The sequence below is a fragment of the Neisseria montereyensis genome, from assembly GCF_024834045.1.
GTDB classification, from domain to species: domain Bacteria; phylum Pseudomonadota; class Gammaproteobacteria; order Burkholderiales; family Neisseriaceae; genus Neisseria; species Neisseria montereyensis.
This window is the reverse complement of sequence record NZ_JANUXW010000003.1, coordinates 300,745-323,021: the sequence shown is the minus strand read 5'-3', so window position 1 is coordinate 323,021 and position 22,277 is coordinate 300,745. Positions and strand designations below refer to the sequence as shown.

Sequence of the window (22,277 nt, the reverse complement as noted above, 5' to 3'; positions counted from 1 at the left end):
AGCGCTATATGGATTATTTATTTACCTTTGAAAAGCATTCGAACTTTAAATATTGAAAGGACAACAAATAGGATAGAAAGCTTATTTAAAGATCTCAAATAAAAATTAAATAATCATAATGGATTAAAAAAATTTATAAAACTATGTTTGTAAAATATTTTTTAAATAAATGGAGTGGGTAATAGTGATAGTAAATAATTAACCTCCACACTTTTGTCTACTATGCCATAAAAAATCTGCTCCTTAATTAGTTGGATTAAAGTCCAACTTTTGGGGAGCAGATCATTTACACTACCTTTTTCCAAAACAGAGAACGGACATGGGTTCGATTCTCGATTGCATACTCGGGGGTGTTAAACAAACCTCAGTCTTCATCACTGACTCCTGTGATAACAATAGTGTTTGCTCCAGAGTTTCCCGTTAGGTACATCCGCAATGCGTATAGCAGATCGGGTGTGTTGCAGAACGTTTCCGGCTTTTCAATTTGAAGGCTGATTCGAGACTTCAGCTCGATGTCACTACTGATCACTATTCTGGAAACATCATCTACCAAGGTCACATATTTTTTGGTCAGTTCATTATCCGGGGCGAAAACCATTTTGAACTCTTCGCCCTCAATCCCTCGGCTTCTCAGGAGTGCAAGAAGAAGCTCCAAATGCTTACAGAGAGTCGCTATCTGATATCCTTTCCTATAATTGACAACCTTCTGGATGTCGAACTCAAGGCAGCCATATAAGTTTCTAGATAAAGCTCCGAGCTCCTCTTTCGTCAATTTGTTGATCAATGTTTTAGACCGCCAAAGGGCTATCGACAAAACCTCCATAGTAATGGATCTGGTCAGGCCCTCATTATCAATAGGGTCGATAACATTCTCCAACAGCTCTTGTTGGAAAGGTAGCTCGGCATTACCTATGGCGAATGCAATATTCTTGTAGTACCTCCGCAAAAGCTTTTTATCCTTTACTGCATTAAGAAGCCGGGAGCCAACAATTCTGGGGGCATCCTTATGTAGACAGCACAGAAAGAAGAAAAGCTCCTCTTTAAGAGTTTCCGGCATATTTTCTGACTCAATGATTGATATGATCTTTTTAGTACCTTCGAATATCGCGTTCCTAAAATAGTCCGGCACATCTGACTCTGAAAGGGAGTGGCCATGATTCCAGATGGTTAATACTGGAAATCGGAGACTGAAAATTCCTTTTTCAGCATACTCTATCATTCTTGAAAGCTTCTGATCGATGGTATCCTGTGCCTTCTCTAGGAGCCGTGAGGGTAAGCTCTCTGAAAATGATATATTTGATCCGGCAGGACCTTTTTCATTAGTAAAAACATCTAGATAAACCGGACATCCTTCATATAGGGAATTTTCATCAACAGCCTCAATAAATTGGGAACTGTGGCAAAATACACTCTCTCCCTCAACATTGACTCGGCAATAGTATTTCCCGGTACGGTCAGTGGTTCCCCATTCCAAATAGCCGACTTTTCTTCTATTAAGGATAGATTGAAATTCCTCTTCATAATCGAACGAGATCAGATCATTCAAGCCTGCAATTTTGGAGCAACACCAATCCAGAAGGTCAGAGAAGCTCTTGCCATCTTCTTTAGGAAACTTCTGAAAATCGGACCAGCTTTTACGAGCTGGAAAATCTGGAACCGGTAAGTTCTCAAGATCGGCAGCCGCCCCCTCTGATGCTGGGCGCCATTCAACCCGAATAGATTTAAAACCTGTTTCTGCTGAATCCAATGGAATGAATTTGAGTTCGTATGGATTATCCGCACCATAGGTATAGGTCATTTTCAGTTTGCAGGTCGTATCCCTCTTCAAAGGAAATGCTGGCGACTTCAGGTATGCAACAAACTGCAGCTCTTTCTTGCCTTCTCCCTGCTGTAGAGGAAAACTGTAATGTGTTTGTCCTGCTGGAAGAGTAAATGACTCTTCTACTGGTATATTCACTGTTCTGCCACGTTTCGGTGTTACTGTCGCATCTTTTACCAGATAGAAATTTTCAAAGTGTCCATCACGAACGATTTTGATCGACAGTTCTGGCAGATGATCACGCCAAAGAGCAATGTCACCAACTTCTTCCTGCCATCTGTTTAAAGTCTGGCAGCCTTTAATTGGTGACCATGCAGACCCCAGCCACTTGTAATCCATTCGCACATCAGATTTTCTGATTGTATCCTCAAGAGGCAGGATAAAGACACCAACTCCTCGACAATCCCTGCTTGTAGAGTAGTTCAGGCAGTCATTGATAATGTCTGTTGATAATATATTGGGATCTAAATCCTGAGTCAGAACCTCCCGAATAGAACACGGCAAGTGATACCCGTGATCATCTTTCACAAAGGATACTTCTCCAGAATCACTGGCTAAACCATCGAAACCGAACAAATGGAGGAGTTCTTCGGATGTTTGGCATCCATTACGGTCAAGATTGCGGGCCATGGCAGTATGAATACTTCTATTTGGCACAATAACCGTAGGGTGTCGTTCCCAGCTCATGCCTTGTGTCTCAGGCAATATTTCGGCCAGCTCTTGTTGATATATTGCCTGAACAGGGGTTATTGAAATGCCACCGTCAAATGAATCAACCACCAGCACAAAATCATTCTCTCGGACTCTATCCTGTACAAATTTTTTCGATGATTGCCATGCAAAGATAGCAGCTATGCTTTTGGGAAGCGGGGTCGACTCATCAAAATAAAAATTGACGCTTTTTCTTATTCCCTCCAAATCAAAGTCATTGCCCCAATCAGGGATAAGATAGGTCAGCTTGTCTGTCTTGATATAGTCACTCAACTTTTTAATAAAAAACATCGACGCACTGCTTTTAGTGGCATCGAGTAGTGTTGAGCTATGTGAAAAGAGGCTTCTCATACTGACCGTTTCAATATCGGAACGCAGAATGATTGATTTTGCGTGACCGCAGTCTATCACTAACCCCCCATTAACATTTAGGGGCCAGTGCTGCTGAAGTAATCTGAACGGTAGATGCGCTTGAGAGCCAGTATTATTCGTGAATACCGGACGGATAGAACACAGGTCTACAACAGAACTATCTACCCGTATTGGGCCACTTTGATTATTAGTCTGTTCAGAATATTCAAACGAGGCATCCGTGACTAATGACAATATCTTCTTTGGGATCTCTTTGAGAGTTGCTGGCTCTATTTTTAATTTCTTTTTTCCACCCTGAGCTTGCTCAATAACAAGATTACCGGAAACGATCTGTAGTAAACACTTATCCCCACCGACTTTTATCTCCCATGTATCGCCCGTCAAGTTGAACTCTACAGGTATGATTCCTGCTGGAAAGGTTATGTCGTCAGCACATTCGCCTTGTTGGTTGATTCCGATAACAAAAGAAACTTCATCTCCAGTGGATAGGGAATTGATGTCTAATTTTCGAGATAGATTGTATGGATTGAAATATAGGTCTCTTCCATCATCAGAAGTTATAAATCCGAATGACTTATCGGGCTTTATGAACTTAATCTTCCCCCTTATCTTTGCGTCGTACGCAGGAAACAAATATCCTCGAACGGGTAATTCTGTAGCTATAGAAAAATTATCATAGTCGATACCGACCGGTTGCTGAACTGTCCGAAAGCGACCACTATGGTTGAGCAAGGAAAGGGTATTCCAATAAATAACACTAAGGATATCTCTATGGACTCTTTTGCTATCCTCTATGATCTGCTCATCGATAGCTTGGAGCCAGAGCCAACCATCCCAGACTTTTCGATAACGCCTATCCTGAAGAAGTGTGTTGTTAGGAGGAAAATTTCCCCACGCACCGATTTCAGCGGCATCTTCAGTTCTGAGCCAGCGCTGGATGGAAACAAGCAATTCTTCGCAAATCTCTTCTGCCGCTGCTGATAAAACATTCTGTCTTTCAATTAGAATTTGTTCCAGCCGGAATAGAAAAGCTCTTAAAAGTCGGTTTTCTGCCGTATCAACACTGGATCTCCGCCTGACAGCCTTCATATATGGCTTGCCAGAAAGCTTCTCGCGGATTGTTCTTCCCGGCTGACGGCTGAGCCATTGAACACTATTGCTGTCAACCTCTCTTGCTGCATGTATCGGCAGCATGGCATGTTCCCGTAATATCTTATCCCGAGTATGCTCCATGATAGCCAGAACAGCTTCCTTCGAGTGCGATACAATTCGATAGATACGATCCTTTATCTCACACTCAGGTGACTCTTCCTGCACCGATTTTGCCACGACATCTAAAAAGTCGATAATGCCGGTATGCAGGGCATTCCCGGAAACAGGGTCGAAGTTTGATACTTCCGTCAGCCAGTTGCGCAGCATCAGCATCAAAAGAGCCTTGGCCTTTATTTCATCCCGATCGTTTAATGCCTTATAAAAAGACTCGATAGAATCAATATCTAATGAGTCACTCATTCTTTATAGTCCCTTAGTTTGATTGCATTTCTCTTTTAGTTCCTTGGCTTCTTTGGCATTACATTGCATCGTATCTCTAATCTCATGCATAGTTAACTGCCAAAGCTCTTTTCCTTCTTTTTTAGCGAATGCTTGTAAAGGTTCTGGAATATCTGTGTTCATTGGTACAGAATTTATACTAACATCTACTTGTTGGGTTATGTCAGTTTCATTTAAGTCTTTGTCGTTGTTATCCATATTAGCATCCTTTAAATAATTGGCACTGTTCCAGATAAACTGACCGTAACCAAACTCACAAGCCAGATCGAAGTCTTCGATTATCGTATAGTTATCGTTATCCAGTTGAGTTCGAATTTTATCAAGGCAGTCCGATTTGGATTTCCCTCTGGTTTCAATTCCTCGTAATTTAGGCATAACCTTCTGAACCAGTTGATCTTCAAAGGCGATTTTCATTGCCCTTTCCAAGCCTGCATCATCGTTGTTTCTCTGAGCTTCTAGCACATCAGGGTAGTTAGCCATATAGTATTCGATGGACTGCCATACTCTGTGTCCCAGAGCCCTGCCAACCTTGGACAACGAGGTATTCATTTCTTCAATGAAACCCTTGAATGGCAAAATCTGATCGTCGTTGAATTTGCTTTCTCTGCACCACCAGCTCTCCCACAGTTTGCGAGACAATAATGGGGCTTGGTCCCCCAACGGCTTCAGTTGAAGGCGCCTTTCCAGAGTGGTTGGGCGAGGAAAGTTGATTACAATCCCCCTATCAAGAACCTTGTCTGAAAGAGATTTGGTTGTCTCGTCCTGATTCATTGTTCCAGCCCAGAGTACATTTCTTCCTAAAGGTAGGTCATAGTGCTGGATACCTGCACCAAGCTTAACTTCAAGGCTCGGTACCTCATTACCTTTGCGACCACGCCGCAGCTCAAGCTTACTCAAAAATTCTGCAAAATAGAGTTCAACATGAGCAAGATTCATTTCATCCATCAGTATTAGACTCATGACATCTTTAAGTCCAAAAGGATAATCTTCTGTGTGAGCTTTTTGACTTTGTGCCAATAAACGCAGAACAGGCTGGGCATCGAACTTGTTATCGATGGAGTTGAAAAAACCAAGCATAGATTCCTGGCTGTCCCAGTTCGGTTGAACGGACAGACTCAGAAAGTTGATGCCGCCAAAATGTGAGTACAATCTTGGTAGCTCAGATTTGCCAGTGCCGCTAACACCTGCCAGAACAGTCATAGGGGACCACTCGGAGGTTTTTAGAGCGGTGTGGAATGCGTATAAAATTCGTCGTGGGAATTTAAGGCCATAATCAATGCAGGATTTACTGATTCCATCCAGCCATTGAAGCTCTTCAACTTTATCTACCGCACGAGGCAGTTCCTTTTGAATGTATGGAGTTTCAATGTCCCGAATCCTCGCCTCGCGGTCCTGTTCACGCTCGTAAGAAGACTGTAAACGTTTCAGCTCTTCCATCAACCGGTTATTTTCGGCATCAACTGATTCAAACCGTCGCTGTAAATATTTATTTTTATCGGTTAGTTCTTCGTTCAGTATTTCAAGATTTAATTGTTCACGAGCAGAATTTTTGAGAGATCTATTTTCTTCAGAGAGCCGTTCGAATGCATCTTCTATTCCAATTTTCTCATATTTCAAACGGTCAAAAGCTTCCTGCATTTCATATGTCGGGCGTGTGGCAAGGTCATCACGCAGTTTTTTAATTTCCTCTTCATAGGTTTTCAACTTCAGTAAAACAGCAGCCGGATCTTCGTCACCGAGTTTATACTTTAGTTCTTCAAAGTTTGAAATGAGGGCACTGCTTGTTTTGATGGATTCTCTCAAACGGGCAATTTCATCATTAAGCACAGACTTCTCACTCTCGAAAGATTGCTTCCGTTCAGCAACTTTGGCATTCACCTCAAGGTTCAAATTTGATTCTCTTTCCTCAAGTTGGTCTTGTCTGGATTGAAGGCGCTGCTTTTGGTACTCAAGCTCATCTTTGAGCTCATCAAGCTCAGCCTTCTCCTCCTGGAACGCCTTTCTTTTTTGTTCGAGTTCATCCTTATCCTGTTGAATAGCCGCTTCATGAGCTTTCAGCCTATCAGCAATCTCTTTCTCCATGCTTGCTATTCTGGAGACTCTCTCCTCTGTAAGTTCTTTTTCAATGGCAGTCAAAGCACTTGCCCGTTTTGACTCCAGATCCTTTTCCTGTTCTTTCCGAAGATTGAATAGCTCGTCATCAAGCTTTGTCCTGGCATCTGCATACCCATTGTCCCTTTGGATTTCAGCCTTTTGAACTGCGAGCTCTCTCTGCCGCAATTTCTCCTTGTCAGCTTCAAGTGATGCCAGCTCGCTCATATATTTAGCTTCCTGCTGCTCCAATTGTTTTTTGAAACCAGTAAACTTTTCCTCAAAGAGCTTCGGGAAACCATTTTTTGCCTGAAGCTCCATCTCTTCAAGGTGAACACGTCTGTCATTCAGCTCAGCTTGCTCTTTTGCTATAGCGTCTTTAGTAGCCTTTAACTCTTGTTCCCGTTGTGCGATAGTCGCTTCTTTTTGAGTCAGAGAGGCTTCTAATTCTTTCAGTTCCTGTTGCTTATTCAGGAAGTTAGCTTCTGCCGCGTTCATTGTTTTATCAGCCTGATTTCCCCATTCATTATTTGCAGAAGACTGGGGGTTCTGCTTATTTTTGTTGTCCATTAGAAGACCTCCATTATTATCTGTATTGACTTGAATACATTGTTTTTTAATGACTCCATGTCGTCCCGTGAAAAGTCAGATTGCTGTTTATTGCCGTGTCCACGCAGTTGGATCAAGTCGGCAACAAATTTAACAAACGTTGAATCTTTTTTTTGTAGCTCAATCAGTTCATTTTCTGATCCCAATAAAAATACTGCAAGAAGGTTAGCTCCTAGAGTTATGTTTGAGCCTTGAACAGCCCGGGAGAGTCGTGTGGTATTTACCGTACTGATTTGTTCGGGAATGGCATCAAGGGTGGGGTAAAACCCAGATTGAACGATTTTCTCAATCGCCTCTTCTTTCAGGTTGGTTTGGTTTTTGATTGAAAATCTCCGTTCTTTGACAACTTCAAATAACGACAGCTGCATAATGGATGCCAGTAAATTTATGCAGAGCTGAAGCTGCTCGTTATTCAGAGTTGTACTCTGACTTATGACCATTACTCTGATTAACTCTTCTCGTAACGACGGGGAAACAGTTTCAACAAATTCAAGCCCCAATAAATAGTCCAGTTCAATCCTAGCCTTCAATCTGATCTGATTAATATCTCTTTCCTGTTTTGGTTTTGCTGTATAGGCATCTTCGGTTATATCCAGTATATCCGGTATTAGCACCTGGATGAGACGAGTAGCTCTATCACGATAACCTTCAAGGGTTTTCAGTGAAAGTTCAACATCTGTAGAGCTTCCATGGGATACCGGGTCCCTGACTTCTTTCAGTATATTGATAAAAGAAAGACATCCTGAGTCTTCAATGGCCAAATGGTTCAGAGGATGGTTCGGATCATTTATCGCCCCCGCTATTGCCAGAGCCAGTAGCGGCTGCATCTCGGAAACACCACGGTCAACAGCTCTGATTTTACCAGGTTTAACTTGAAGCAGGGCCTTCACACTGTCCGAAACATCAAACCCAATCTTGGTGGCAAATGAGCGCAGTATCTTGTCATTTTCCCGGTAGGACTGTGACGAGAACAAGTGTTCCCAGTGAGTCACAGGGTTATCAGATACAACAAATCGTAATGCCCACTCTATGGCTTCATACAAGGCAACTACCGCCAAGCCGGTCAAACGGACAAATTCCTGCTCATCATTAGATGAGTCTATATTAATCTTTTTAGCATCAGACAGATACTCTTGTGCGTGTCGAAGTGGGCGAGCTATCCGTGGATATTTCTTCAACCCGTCTGCCGCTGAAGATTCATCTTCAGCCTCTTCATTGCTTGGATTTGGACTCAGCTTGTCGATAATACCTTTTTTCTTCAAGTCTATGACCCACTTCCAGTCCTGAGAAGTAAGGTAATTAGCAAAGCTTTCAGAGAAGCCAAAGCCGCATCCATCCGTCACCAGAAGGTCAGAGTTGCCTGTCTGGATAAGAGCATTGCAATGTAAGTAAACCAGTTCCGGATTCTCACGTAAGGATATGGCTTCAGCCATTGGAACCGGAGGCGGGTACTGATCGATAGCTTGGTTCAACAGAGCATGCCGTTTATATTTCTTCTTAAACTCTCTTATAGCTCTGATGATATCGTTGGAGTCGGGAACTGTTTTCCAAAAAGAGTCTTTTGCAGGGCGTATCTGTCTTGCACTTATCGACTTCTCATTGGTTGGATTGATTAGAAAATTAATAAATCCGTTGTCACCAATCCTTGAGATTTTTTTATAGCTCAACTGATCCGTGCTGACATAGGGAAGAAGTTTCCCGGACAGCAGATCTACAAACACTGTGGCCACGGTGTATTCCAGATTACCGTCTGATTTATTTTGCCACTCGTTCAGAAGTTCCTGTCCGTGCTCAGACAACTCATACCGCTCATTCAAAAGGTCGAGCTGGTTGAGACGATTCTGAATAAAGACCACCAATTCCTTTTCCAGACAAGTGAGCCACGCAATCTTTTCTGTATAGCCGGATTCAATCTCTGTTATCTTCAAAACAGTTTCCTCAAATATATTGAGTCTACTTTGTTTCTTTTTCGGAATAGAAATACTGAAAGCATGGCATGGCCAAAGAATATCTTGTTTCGCCGCTATATTTAACCCATCTAATGTTTGATGGAAGCTAATTATTTTAGGGCGATAATCTTTTGGTTTTGAACTCATAGGATTACCCCCTGTTCATGGCACAAATCATAGAAGTTTTTCAGAGCTGGAACAGCATCCACTGCTATCTGGGTGTTCGCAAGAGTGCTGTCTCCCACAATGGCTAAAACCTTCTTCTGACGGCTCATGCTGACGCATAGGCGGCTTTCTGACATGAGATGACCGAATAGTTTTTGCTGCTTTTTCTTGTAATCCTGCTCGTTGCGTATATGAGGCGGTAAGGCGTTTATGTCCTGAGATCTTACTATGGAAAGCAAAACAATATCGAATTCCATACCCTGAAAGGCATCAACAGTGCCGATGCGGAGCCGCTCTTCACCATTTTCAAGAAAGCGGTATTCTTGGCATATCTGCCATGTACCATCCTGGGCCCGTTCCGTAATGCCGAATTTTTGCAGAGCTTCATAAACAGCAAATACCTGGGCCTTATAAAAACTGATAACACCAAAGCTCAGCCCGTAACCTTCTTCAGAGCTAATCCATTTGTTCACGTACTCTGCTATAACTTTAGCTTCAGATACTCTCTGCCTGCTTCGGCTGGGCAAGACAGTTTCCTTCCCCTGACTGTTAGGTACATTAATCCAGATAGCGGCTTTGTTTTCTATGTCTTGAAGATATTGCTGAAAGTGGCTTGCAGATAATGGAGACCGATAATCCTCATTATATTTATGGTAAAAATTATTGCTGGCAAAATCACCCAGCAGTGGGTGTGTTCGGTACTGAGCATCCAGCGTCACGGTTCGTTTGATGCCATCCTTCTTCTCCAGTTTTTTCAGGCGGTTGAACAGATACTCAAACATACTTTTCTTCACAAAATCGACATCAACCGGTGGACCAGATGAATCATCACCTTCCAAGGCTCTGGCGACCTCTTCGTCAATCAAGTGGGGCAACTGCCTGTGGTCCCCGACAAGGATTATCCTTTTTTCCGCCTGAGACATCGGAATAAGCAGGTCTCGCGGGCTGGTTCTTGCGGCCTCATCTATGATCACCGTATCGTACTTAACCATTTCCGTTCGCTGATCATATCGGACGTTTTTATTCTTTGAGCGAATGATGTCTTTCCCGACAGACTGCTGAGTGGTTGCGGCATACACAAAGTTGTAATCCGCGATGGCTTCACGAACACCATCAGGATTATCTTCAAGCTCATGTAAAAACTCTGCCAGGATTGCATCCCGTTTATTGGTTGAATTGAGTTTTTTCTCCAGAAGTTGAGATACCATTGCCACCAATCTCAACACATCCTCTCTTGGTTTTTCTGTCCTGAAGTCGGGTGAAGGCAGATATTTATAGAGCAGCGACTCTTTCAACCCTCTCAGCTCTGGAAGAAAACTCAGCGGCTTACCGCTTCGCCACCGGGCCGCTTTTTCAAGAACGCTTAAATCTAAATGGGTTGATTCGTTTTCGATCTTGTTCAGCAAATCGACAGCTCTTGCCGCACCGTCGTCTACAAAGGCAGCTTCACTGACACGAAGAGCGCGAACGAGACGCAAGGTGGAAGGATCATTCGGTTTCAGTTCCGTCTGCAGGGAATTGATAATTTCTTCAGCTTCATTAATGACCTCTTCAGAAATCACGTCTCTGGGCAACTCCAGAATACGCTTCATTAAACTGACGGTGTTATTCTTAGAGGGACACAATGAATATGCAGCAAACAGCTCACCCAGTCTTACCTGATCCTCTGTCTGAGCAATTTGAGGATTCTTGTTTCGAATATTCTCGGCGACGTTAGAGCACCATTTGTTAATTCTTTCAGTGACAGCATCTTCCGTAAACTCCGAATCACCGGATCTCTTGCCGAACTTAACAGCCGGAAGTGCATTAACACTTAGCCTTGTAACGATATTTTCAACGGCATCATGCTGAAAACCAGAGACAAGTATTTGACCTCTTATTAACTTGGTTTTGTCATATTCCTCGTTGAGCCTTTCAAGAATGGCTGTAACAACAGTTGTTTTCCCTGTTCCTGGAGGCCCCTGAATAAGAGCAATATCCGGAGTGTTCAATGCGATGTCGATGGCCTCTATCTGCCTGTCTGTGGGGGGGTGCTTAAAAATCTTCTCTTTCACAAAAGATGTTAAAGGTCTTATTTTGGTAACGCGCTGTATGTCCGGGAGCCTACCTCCTTCTTCAATCAACAGACCGAGAAGTGGATTGGCACAGCGGCCTTCCAAAATGGCTGATCGTGCCCGCATTCGTCTTTCTATTTGAATTTTGTCACCATTGATAGATAGAATCAAAAACATCTGGCCAGATGGAATTGACGGCAGATCCAATTCAATGCTGGTTTTTGAAAGTTTAAGGATCGGGGCATAGACAGAAACTGGCATTTCAGCATCATTCTTTTTCTGATCCCTTTTGGATATAAATTCTTCTTCTAGAGCCGCGCTGTAGGCTTCCCAAGTAATATCTGGATTTTTGATATATAAAGGCTCCTCGGAAGTGATCTCAATCTCATCACCTTCGGTAAGTTGATCCGGGATGGACGGCACAAAGAACTTCACTCCTTTTGTTGTCTGCTCTGTGCCATGAAAATCTATTCGACCTACGGCTTTTGCCCTTGCCAACAGCATTTCACCTTCAATAGCACCGTATTCGTCCCACTGTTTCAAGTAGTTCCCGGTTTCCTTGGTAAGCTGACTCATAGCTCCAGCAGCTAAAGCAGGGATGCGCCCCGTCTTAGTATAATCAGAAAACTGAACCGCCCCCCTTGCAAGACGCAATGAGCCTTCACTCTTCTGATTATCTCTAAAGACCGCTTTGGTCGCAAAATAGATATCCTTTGATTTATCGATATTGCGCCTTTCAACCGGGATACGAACTCTCTCGCCATAGATAGAGAATTCCCGGTACTTCTCCTGAACAACGGCTTGAACTTCAGTCGAGTCTTCATCAAGAGTATCCTCTTCAAAGTCAGCCTTGGCGGATGGACCACTCATAAGAAGAAAGAAATCTTCGTTGCCAACGCTGATTTTGCACTTCTCGTTTAATATACTTCCCAGTTCTTTGACTCCATTAAACAGAATGCCATTTCGTTTAGCTGTTGACTCTATGCGCTCATCAATACCGATCTCCACATCGCCAATTTCAACAATTTCTCCATTGAAAAAGATGACTTTCACAAGTGCACTACCGTCCTTGGCAACCTGCATTACCTCGGCAAGGTGTGCACAGCCTCTTTTTAAATGGAAATTCAGATCTTTTCCGGCCGAAGCGTCCCGGAGCGCTACGCTCCACTGTTGGCCATCAATTCTTAATCTGTATGCCTGCCCAGCATTATTGGGGGCAATATATCCAATACCCATGTTTGGAGTCTCTCCGGACAGCTCCGGTTTCATCCATAATTCAAAGGTGATTTCAGCATTTATGTCTTTTAGTCTCATTTACCACCTCCGCTGATTATGCATTTAACCAACCGAGGACTATTCAAATGTGCGAATATCCAAAACTGAACATCCGGCGTTACTCGGTCTATTTTCATCTGTGAATAAAGCTTATGAAAACCACTTTGAGGGGGGCTATCAGCGGCAACGGACAAATCGGCTTTTCCGTGGTCTGACTTTTTAATCAGAATGTCATTATCGCTTGAAGAAATGAGTATCTCTGCTGTATCCGAATCAAGCATTGTAAACTCATCAAAGACTCGTCTCGGTACAGTCAATTCTGACTCCTGCGAGATCTCACGTACATAGCGCCAGCATGGTGAGTTTAGGGGCTTGTCAGGTCCATTCCATCGATATGACTCAAGGATGAACACCTGCGGCCTCTGCGTTTTACAGTAAGGGCAATTGTGACCCTTTGTTTCCGGGTGAATGAAATCATAGTAATAGTTCATCGAGCAGTCTGGGCATGTGACGGTCATATCCGCTGCCTGAGCGAGAGCTTCAGGCCAGTGATAGATTGTCGGCCGCAACAAAGGGGATGTCCTTCCCTGTCCGAATGTGCCCTCAAACAAAGCGGTCAGCTTCTCTGTAAGAAGAAGAGATCTGGGTAGGCCGCTGTCGGAAGAGTTGGAATCATCATCTTGGTCATCAACCCAAGGGAACAATCCGGCATAAGCTTTATCTTCAATATCTCCATCATCATTTTCTTCATCAGCCCAGTCGCCTTCATCCGTTCCATCCACTTTTTTCCCGACAAAAGGGTGAATCAGCGAGAGCAGGTAGAAAGCCACCACCGCAAACGCATGGCAATCGCTTGATGGTCTTCCACCATCTTTGCTCTGAACCAGCTCCGGGGCTCCGTATTTGGGTGTGTAAACAACACTTCCGCCTGCGGTGATTTCAAATCGAATATTGTCGGCATCAATCAGCCAGACTGATGAGTCATCAATTCCTTCTGAAATAAAGATATTGTTGGGGGATATGTCGCCATAGACCATGCCGTTACCATGGAGGCGTGCCAATAATGACGCACACTTGTAGAGCGCATGAAGTCTGCGCCTTAGCCCTCCAGTTTTGTAGTAATGGACGATCTTTTTAGCTTCGTTCTCCGGCATTGCCGAAAGCCATGCTGGGATATCGCCTGGCCCAATTTTTTCTGCGGACTTGCCATCTATCCAGAAATGGCTGAACGGAACCATCTCACTCAAAAGCTGCATCACATAACCGGCATTGTTCTGAAGCAGCGCTGCCGGTACGGATATATTCAGGCTTTCCGGCAGAGGCAGAAGCCGAACGCGCTTAAAGCGATTTGAATACCGTTCCATCAGCTCTTCATTTGTGACAGGATTCCCGCTTTCATCTGTAACAAGCTTAATCGCCAGATCAGGGTCCTTGGTACGGAAAACAACGCCTTGGCCACCTTGACCGAGCACCTTGTCCTTAATGTGTACATTCTGATATTCATCTACGTACTTGTTGAATCTTTGGCTCATTGGGAACCTCCTTTATTAAACAAACAGGCAATCGTCTTGTCATCGGAGTGTCCTGGGACAGGCCATTCATTGAGCCACCGTTTGAGATCCCTTTTTCTTTTTTCCGACTCCATGTCTGCATAAGTCGAGTAGAGTTCCTGTGCAAAGATCATCTGCTTTTCGGGTAACAGATCATCGGATATGCCATCTGTGCATAGCACAACTGCATTGCATACGGTGCTTTTAGTCGTCGCGGTTTCCCACTGATCGGGTTTAAACTCCTGCTGAAGGCTATTTGTATAGTTCGAGAAGGAATCCTGTTTATTATCACTGAGAATAAGGTGATTTTCTTCAGTTTCTCCAAGGGCGGCAATCATTCCGTCACCGAGGCGGCCAAGAGTGATAATTTCTTCAATCTGGATGGCGAAAAGGCATGTGGCCGAACAATCTGAGGCAGAGTACGGGGCTATTTTCACAAGCCAGTTGGCATGAATGAGCCTTAAAATATCAATAATATTGGCATCGGGGGTATTCTGGTAGCTTTTGGCTGCCTCAAAAACTGCAAGACAAGCAGCTTTTGAACCATGATCGGAATGTGCCTTACTGCCTAAGCCATCCGATACAACAACGACATTTCCCCATTTATACCGACGTGCCATCCATGAATCCTGATTAGGAATCCCGGCTTTAACATGTAAGGGACCGATTACTGTGGCACCCCAGCTTTTCCAAAGTTGATCAAGCATCCCAATCCTCCTCTGGCTCTTCTGTTTCAGCCGGTTCGGATTGCAGAATCCGGGCTGTGGATACTGGCGTGATTAACGGCTCATCAGAACCAAAGATTGTGCTGTCAATTGCGGAGGAAATATTCTCTGAAAGATGAACACTGTTGTTTGTGGATATTTTTTTTAACTTCAGCAGGTCGGCGTCAGCGCCGACTGCAACAGTTCGGATGATCAGCTCAGGAAATTTGCTCAATTGGTTCTGAAAGCTTACGATGTCTGGATTGGGAAAATTGCCGTCAGACAGAATGAGAATCCTCGCGCTTCCGCTATCATTTAGATACTGGGATAGGAAATCATAGAGTTCACACAGGTTCGAGGAGCCCTCAGCGTTTAAGCCAGGAATATCCCCGTCGGTTTGAATGGTGATCTTTGAAATATCCTGTGACCATTGATAAAAACGGATGTCTAAATCCGCATATTTTTGCTGATCAATGCCCCACAGTTGAGCCGCGTAACGACACAAATTCCGTTGTAGATGGATTTTCCCCATCTCATTCATACTGCCGGAAACATCAACAATGATATAGAGGGCTTCTTTCATCGATGATGCCCTCTGGGTTGAATCATTTCTTCCAGCTGCCTGAAGAGGTTGTTACCTGATACGGACAGGAGGTTTTTTGAGTCGTCGATCTTTTTTCTTACGACTTTGTTTTTCGGGTAAAAACATGAAGCTAAAATAGCTCTGCCTTCAATTCCGCCAAAATAACGGATGATATTCTGGAGCTTCATGACGTGCTCGCTGTTCACATTGCCAGCTTTGCACTCAATGACATAGAGACGTCGTCCATCCGTGAAGATAATATCAAGCTCCTGATAAGTATCCCCAAACAGGTTGCTCAGCTGTGCGCTAAAGCTTGATGAACTCTTGTCGGCATCATCCTCTTTGAATGAGACTTCAAGGCCGATGCGCATATCCTTGATCAAACCGGCATCAACAAGGGGCTGAAGTTTCATAAAGGTGAATTCTTCAAACCATCCGCCAGAGAGGTATTTGGCAAAATCAGGCCACTCTTTGAACTCAAAGTGCTTAGGACCGATACTTATCTTCGCACTTTTATCCTTGGAGAGCTTTGCGTAGATATCCCCATTGTGCAGTTCAAACGGCTGAAAGCTATCGTTGTAACGGGAAAGCTCTCTGTAGAGCCGTGAGATTTTAGAACGCACCTGCCAGAGCTCATTGGTCAGACTTTTCCGGTCAGAAGATTCAATGCCGGGGATATCAGCCCAATAGCCAGCTTTCGAGATAAACAGATTATTGCTGTTGAGCTGGATAAAGGTTTCTACCGATGGAATCAGCTTTGTTTCAACGGTTTTAAAGTCATTGAGATAAACCATCTGATTGTTACGGCTATTGAAATAGAATGGCGTTGCATTCACCTTGCGACAGGCGGCAAGCGCTCCTGCATACATCAACTTGGTTCCACCCGTTAAGTTAAAACCGATCTTCGCATCGGCAGGCATTTTCGCGATCAGATTTAGAATCGTGGTTCTGACATTTTCAGGATCATACGGATCCACCGCAATTTCACCGTATTCAGCTTCTCTAAGAAACTGTTTCATGATATCGGCAGGGAACTGTACGGAATTCACAAAGATATGTTTTCTGCTAGAAAACTGGATCACGCCAAGCAGGTTCGGCACCCGCTGTTCGCCGAACAGGTGAAAAATGGCATCATACTGATCAGGTTCCTCATCAGTTGTTCGAACCTGTCTTCCGTGCCACTCTAGCCACTCGTTCGGCAGGGCGATTCTTTCCGGAGGTCTTCCGAGCTGAGAAGATGCTATAAGGCGTTTTTTAAGAGTTGGATGCCTCAGAGCCGCAAAAGCCCAGACAAAAGCCATAACAGGAGTACCCGGGCTAAGGTAGAGAGTAACCAGTTTTTCACCTTCAGATGCTGCAACCATATTCAAAGATTGAGTCGCAGCCTCATATATGCCTTCTGTATCATTGAGATGCTTCAGGCCTACGGGATGAAAACGTATATTGACCTTTTTACCGGCATCCCGAAGCTGATTTTCCAACCATTGAGTAAAGTGGTTGTGTGCCTCAACTGAGTTCGAGAACAAATCAATACTCTCTTTCGCAGTTGCAGGGTCAGCACTTTCAATGTTTTCTATTTTTTGTTGAAACGCACCTGTTTTATCCTTGGTTTTATCTGGGTGCGTAAAACCAAGGATAACCACATCAGTGTAGTCTTCCGCCAGCAAAGCTCCCAGAACGGGGCCGGTTGTCTGCTCCAGTCCAATTGAGGCTCTGAAATCAGTTATTCCGTACCATGTCATTAAATATTTCTTCATAATTTTTCACCATTTACATAAGGACGGAACCAGCTGACTTGATTCTTTAAGCGGTCAGCAAAGACAGCGCGATTGTCTGTTTCGAGTCCTTTAAATTTTCCAATTGCTCCATTTACGAATGAGCCTGCATCATCTTCATTCATGCAGAATCCGACACGCATCTCAAAGAATCCCAGCAGGTCCTTGCACGATAAATTACAGCGTTTCCAGTTATCCGCAAAGGCAATAACGAATGTCCCTTGTAGCGGACCGTCTTCGAGAATTTTTTTCAGACTCTCTTCTGGTGAAGATGGCTCATCTTTCTTCACCGGTCTAACACTCGCCGGTCCGGAGTGAAATTCTTTGGTCAAATCCAGCCCGTCAATAATCACGATTCTTTTTGATTGCTTTAATTTCCCGGAAATCTCGGTCAGATTCAGCGTGGGAACACTATCGTATTTGGAAACGGTTTTTTTCCCGGAACCATCGAGATATTTTGATGCACCCACCGGTATGATGGAGCGCCCATTAAAGTAGATGATCTCATCAATGCCATCCTGAGAATCCAAGCTTTGAAGGATGGAGGCGAGCAGTCCGTCATGGATTGCGTCGTTATAGCCGCATATCAGCAAATTTGATGACGGCCGGTTAACAAGAGCCAGCGAGAGCGGTTCGGCTTCAAAACTCAACCTTTCACCAAGGTGTAACTGTATCGTTTCGTGGTTTTTTGAGTTGAACCAATCAACTGCGGGCATTTCAGGCAGACGCGAGCCGTTAAATACTTTTGTCGAACTACTGTAACCACGTTGGTTGGCCACCTGAGTAATCTTGGCAATGTGATTTTTGCACAATTCTCGATCGGCAAATGGAATCAGAAACCGTTGATTTGCCGATTTTGCCCCGTTGGAATTGTTAATGATCCCCTCTGGGGGGCTGCTCAATTTGGAAGCCTCCCAGTTACTGTTGCCAAGAATCATCGCGGAATCTTCCTCGCTACAGGCAAGGGCGATCCGGCAGCCGATCTGGCTTATTAGCTGACCCATTGAAAGAGACTGGATTCCTTTTAGTGTCTGCGTGGACAGCAGCACATGTATGCCATAGGCTCGTCCTTGTCTCAGTAGTTGGTTCAACATTTTCTCTGCAGGTTCAGCTACTTGTCTGCCTTCAGAAAACAGGATCTGAAACTCATCAATAATCAGCAGAATACGCGGAAGTTCAGTTGTTGAAGATTCTCTGTATTCATAAAAGTCGCGGACAGACCGGCTTTTGAACTCCTGAGCGCGTTTTTCAAGTTCCTCGGTCAAATGTGTCAGAACAGTGACACCGTATTCGGGATCACTCTCTGTGGCCACCAGTTTCGCCTGAGGCAGCGGAGGGGAAGCATAAACACTGAATTCTGTGCCCTGTTTGTAATCCAGCAGATAGATATTCAACTCTGAGGGTGAATATGTGTGGCAAAGGCTATGAATCAGAATATGGAGCAAGTTTGATTTACCTGAGCCTGAACGCCCGGCCAGAAGAACATGGTGTTCGGTATTCACCCCGCCAATTGAGAAAGGAACGATCTTGCCATTCGAAGTCCAGCCGATCGGCACCTGTATGCCCTGAACAGCGTCTTGCCCCCAGTAGTCCGAATTGCACCAGAGATCCGTCAGACTCTTACTGAATTTTGAGCTCTGTTCATATCGGTCTGATATGGATGCCAGAAAATTCGCTAGTTCAGAACGTTCTGGCCAGAACTCCTGTTCCTCCACAACGCTGATTTCAGAAACATGCTTGGTCAGTATCTCTGCCGGAACAATGGAATCCATTCTCTTAGAATATTTGTCTATCGCGGTGCGTAGTCCTGTAAACTTTCGATCCTCCAGCCGATCTTCATCAATGGTCAACACCGGAAGCACGCCGCAGACAGGACCGTATTCCAGAAGGCGGCCAAGGTACCAGAGGCTTTTGTCCGTCAATTGTTCCGGCATCCCGAAAATAGATAGTAGTTTGTAGGGTATGGGATTGCTGCTGTTTGCCGAGTTGTAGGCGGACCAGCTCTTAATCTCTCCCTTAAATTTATTCTGAAGCAGATCCTCGACATAATCCGTCAACAGGGCCAGCGCATTTTCCAGCTCGTCCGACCGGGTCAGCACTCGCTGCTCGGGAAAGAGCCGCTTCACTTTCAGCAGAGGAAGAAAGGGGCCCAGAGACGTGCCCAGTCTCAGCGGATCTGCAGCGGTAATTTCAACATTGCCGACCGGCATGCAGTGCATCAGCCGGAGAATTAGTTGGTGAATCAGCCGATGTCCTGTAGTCTGGTCAGGCAACCAGAGGGATTTCTTGAATGGAAAGGGGATCAGTCGTGGGATATAGCCTTTCCAGTTCTGATAGGTTAGGTACATACGCCCGAATGCCAGAGCGTCAGGAAAATGCGTGCCCGTGTTGATATTTTCAATTGTTAACTCATTCAGATGCGGCTGGCGCTGGCGGACTCTTTTGCACAGGTCATCAAGATTTTTGAGGGCCGAAACCCATTCCTTCTCAAAATCATCATGTACCTGCTGTTTCATATCTCGAATCCGCTCTTTTTTTGACTTGAGAGCATTCAACGCATCATTTCGTTTTCTGGCTCCCGCGAGTTTGGAATCGCTCAACCGCTTAATCTTCGCCTGTATATTGGAAAGCTCAACTTTTAGGTCATTCTGGCGATTCTCCAAACCAGCCTTTCGGGAGCTGAGTTTGGATCTTGTTTTTATTAAATCATCTTTACCAAGCTCATTCTGCTGAATTTCTCTTTGAATTCTTTCGGATTCCTCACGTTCAATATCACCGAATACATATTTCACAATTGAAATTAAGATGGGGCGCTCGTTGATTTCACGGTCAAGTCTGTCCTTATCACTCTCGAGATCGGAGATAGCTTTTTCAATCTGTTTGATATGATCCTCTATGCTGCGGATCTCATCGCTTAGTGATTGCAGATCTTTCTGCAAGCCTCTATCTTTATCATACAGCGCGACGAATTCGCCTCTCTCTGCTGAGTCGCTGATAGCTCTGAGATTAGCCACGGTTCTGTCGTAGTCCTGCTCCGATTGCTTGAATTCTGTTTCAAGCTGATGGAAGATATCTTCTTTCCTTAGAATCGCCTTATTCAATGCACCAACGGCATCAAACAATCGCTTAGGCATGGACTCCCTGTGTTTCCCACTTTTACTCATGGCTCATGCTTCCTATCGATTGCAGTTCTCCTGTTAGCTGATCAATTTCAGCAGCTCTGGTTTGAAATAACTCTCCCATTTTCTGAAGGCCGGATATGTCCTGCAATAGAGGCTCGAAAACGTCTGAAACAATTGACTGGCCAAACTCGTCCCTGACTGTGTCAGAAAATCTGCCCATCTGTTGTGAAGTCGCATTAAATAAATCATCAAACATCGGCATCCGCCTCTTCAAACGGTAGCTGGAGGACGACACCATCAGCCTTCAATGCCCGCTCAACAACACCTGAAACATCCGCAAATGCTTCAGCCACACCGGCTGCAATAATCGTCTCGAGTTGCGGTTTGGCCATGACGTAGTCAGACTTGAAAACGTCATCAAAGCTTCTGACCTTTTCAATCAGCTGGTGCCAGTATTTTTCCGACAGAGACAAGGATTGCTCGCTATCCGTTAATGAAATCAGCTCTTCCGTGAGCTGGTCAACAGTACTCATCTCACCTGCCTCCATCGCATTCTGGAGCTTGGAGGAAAGATCCTGAGCCTTACTGGTGTGTTCACTGGGTATCAGAGCGATTTTAATTTTCATAAGCTCCTCCGTTATTTGCAATAGAATCGGTCACCATGTCCCAGCAGGCTTTGTCGATCTCGTCTTTTGTCGGGAGCATACCCATTATAGGTGAACCGGCATTCCGAAGGGCTTCACGCAGTTCTTCTTCCTGTTCTGGAGTTAAATCCTTGATGTCGCGTGAACATACCGTCATCGAGGTATTGGCTTTCTGATGTCCGCCGGACTGAAAAACCATGTGGTCTTTCTGAGAATAGAGGTACGACGCCCGGCCGCACTTCACTTCAATGGCGATAGATCCACCGGCAGGCGCACTCATGACTTCACCGCGACTGAGAATAACTGGCACTTTGAGGTCCTCTATGATCAGATCTGTTTTGGTATATCGGCCGTCCTCAAATGTGGTATGGGCCTGCGTGTCCGCCTTATATCCGAGCGGGCCTAATGCCTGTTCCACAATTTTTTCCGCACAATATCCACTCAGGTTTCGGCGAATCTTGAGCTGAACCGCATGCCTTTCTGCTGGACCGTTTGCAGCTTCAAGCTGGCTTCTGTAGTCGGCAATCTTGGCTCTGAATGCCGGATCACGATCGGCGAGGTATTCAAAATAATAGAGCAGCTGTTCAACTGAGAGATTCAGGCGAGAATGCAGGTCTTTCGGAGTAACCGGTTTGCTAGGGTCCGGAGACCATTTCAGCCATGAATAAAACTCCGCTGCAGGAGGGTGCGTATCAAGGTAGGCGTTCAGAGCCGTTTTCGCGCTTTTCAGCCGGGCTCTGCCAGTCTCAAGGTGAGCCGCCGCACTGGCAAGCCGGGTCGCACACTCCGTCTGAACGGTTTCCGCCAGCTGACTCGCCATATCAAGACACTGACGAGCCATTTCATTTCTCTGCCCCATCTGCATGCGATGGTTTTTCGCTGCTTCCAACGCTTCCTCAGCTGCCATAACAGTGGATTCCGCTTCGGCGACCGCTGATTCAGCGGCGGCGAAATCAGCTTCTTCAGACGAACAGTTGGGAGGTTCATAGTTGCCATCCTCATCATAACTGCCACTCGCTTCGCAGGCAGAAAGAGATGAACAAGTAGAGCTCAACTGCTCATTGGCCGAGGCGAGCAGCTCATTAGTCTGTTCCAGCTGTTGCCCGGCCTCCATCTCGGCTTCCATAGCAGCGTCCAGTAGTTGAGCACTGCTATCAGCTTCCTGCTGCGTTTCAGCCAACTTGGCTTCAGCCGCAGCAATCTGGGCTTGACAGGCACTCTCCATCGAGTCATAGGCCGACTGAAGACCGGCTATTGCCTCCTCGAGGTTCTCAATTTGTCCAACTGATACGTGCGCCATTCC

The 22,277-nt window shown here is 44.9% G+C and carries 12 protein-coding genes; all 12 read right to left on the bottom strand.

The features are described 5' to 3' along the window. Positions 1-364 precede the first annotated feature (364 nt). The 12 genes from NXS09_RS05775 to NXS09_RS05720 are packed head-to-tail and all read right to left on the bottom strand — an operon-like array spanning position 365 to position 22,274. The gene (locus tag NXS09_RS05775; RefSeq protein ID WP_259291602.1) at positions 365-4,414 is read right to left on the bottom strand and encodes a DUF2357 domain-containing protein; all 4,050 of its coding nucleotides are present in this window, start codon (positions 4,412-4,414) and stop codon (positions 365-367) included. 3 nt (positions 4,415-4,417) lie between these two features. Next, on the bottom strand, positions 4,418-7,114 hold the full coding sequence (locus tag NXS09_RS05770; RefSeq protein WP_259291601.1) for a DUF8727 domain-containing protein: 2,697 nt from the start codon (positions 7,112-7,114) through the stop codon (positions 4,418-4,420). Then, a complete protein-coding gene (locus NXS09_RS05765; RefSeq protein WP_259291600.1) occupies positions 7,114-9,249 on the bottom strand; it encodes a hypothetical protein in 2,136 nt (711 codons plus the stop codon). Before NXS09_RS05765 ends, NXS09_RS05770 begins: the two co-directional genes overlap by 1 nt. Then, complete coding sequence (locus NXS09_RS05760; protein ID WP_259291599.1) at positions 9,246-12,635, bottom strand: DEAD/DEAH box helicase; 3,390 nt, start codon at positions 12,633-12,635, stop codon at positions 9,246-9,248. Before NXS09_RS05760 ends, NXS09_RS05765 begins: the two co-directional genes overlap by 4 nt. Then, the gene (locus tag NXS09_RS05755) at positions 12,632-14,128 is read right to left on the bottom strand and encodes a protein kinase domain-containing protein (protein WP_259291598.1); all 1,497 of its coding nucleotides are present in this window, start codon (positions 14,126-14,128) and stop codon (positions 12,632-12,634) included. The genes NXS09_RS05760 and NXS09_RS05755 overlap by 4 nt, the downstream gene beginning before the upstream one ends. Then, complete coding sequence (locus tag NXS09_RS05750; protein WP_259291597.1) at positions 14,125-14,853, bottom strand: PP2C family serine/threonine-protein phosphatase; 729 nt, start codon at positions 14,851-14,853, stop codon at positions 14,125-14,127. Before NXS09_RS05750 ends, NXS09_RS05755 begins: the two co-directional genes overlap by 4 nt. Then, on the bottom strand, positions 14,846-15,433 hold the full coding sequence (locus NXS09_RS05745) for a vWA domain-containing protein (protein ID WP_259291596.1): 588 nt from the start codon (positions 15,431-15,433) through the stop codon (positions 14,846-14,848). The genes NXS09_RS05750 and NXS09_RS05745 overlap by 8 nt, the downstream gene beginning before the upstream one ends. Continuing rightward, positions 15,430-17,190, bottom strand: a complete 1,761-nt coding sequence (locus NXS09_RS05740) for a Card1-like endonuclease domain-containing protein (RefSeq protein ID WP_259291595.1) — start codon at positions 17,188-17,190, stop codon at positions 15,430-15,432. Before NXS09_RS05740 ends, NXS09_RS05745 begins: the two co-directional genes overlap by 4 nt. After that, positions 17,187-20,372 (bottom strand): FtsK/SpoIIIE domain-containing protein, encoded by a 3,186-nt coding sequence (locus NXS09_RS05735; RefSeq protein ID WP_259291594.1) that lies wholly within the window; start codon positions 20,370-20,372, stop codon positions 17,187-17,189. Before NXS09_RS05735 ends, NXS09_RS05740 begins: the two co-directional genes overlap by 4 nt. Continuing rightward, a complete protein-coding gene (locus NXS09_RS05730) occupies positions 20,365-20,586 on the bottom strand; it encodes a hypothetical protein (RefSeq protein WP_259291593.1) in 222 nt (73 codons plus the stop codon). The genes NXS09_RS05735 and NXS09_RS05730 overlap by 8 nt, the downstream gene beginning before the upstream one ends. Then, complete coding sequence (locus NXS09_RS05725) at positions 20,579-20,956, bottom strand: hypothetical protein (protein ID WP_259291592.1); 378 nt, start codon at positions 20,954-20,956, stop codon at positions 20,579-20,581. The genes NXS09_RS05730 and NXS09_RS05725 overlap by 8 nt, the downstream gene beginning before the upstream one ends. Further along, the gene (locus NXS09_RS05720; protein WP_259291591.1) at positions 20,946-22,274 is read right to left on the bottom strand and encodes a hypothetical protein; all 1,329 of its coding nucleotides are present in this window, start codon (positions 22,272-22,274) and stop codon (positions 20,946-20,948) included. Before NXS09_RS05720 ends, NXS09_RS05725 begins: the two co-directional genes overlap by 11 nt. Between the last annotated feature and the right edge of the window lie 3 nt (positions 22,275-22,277).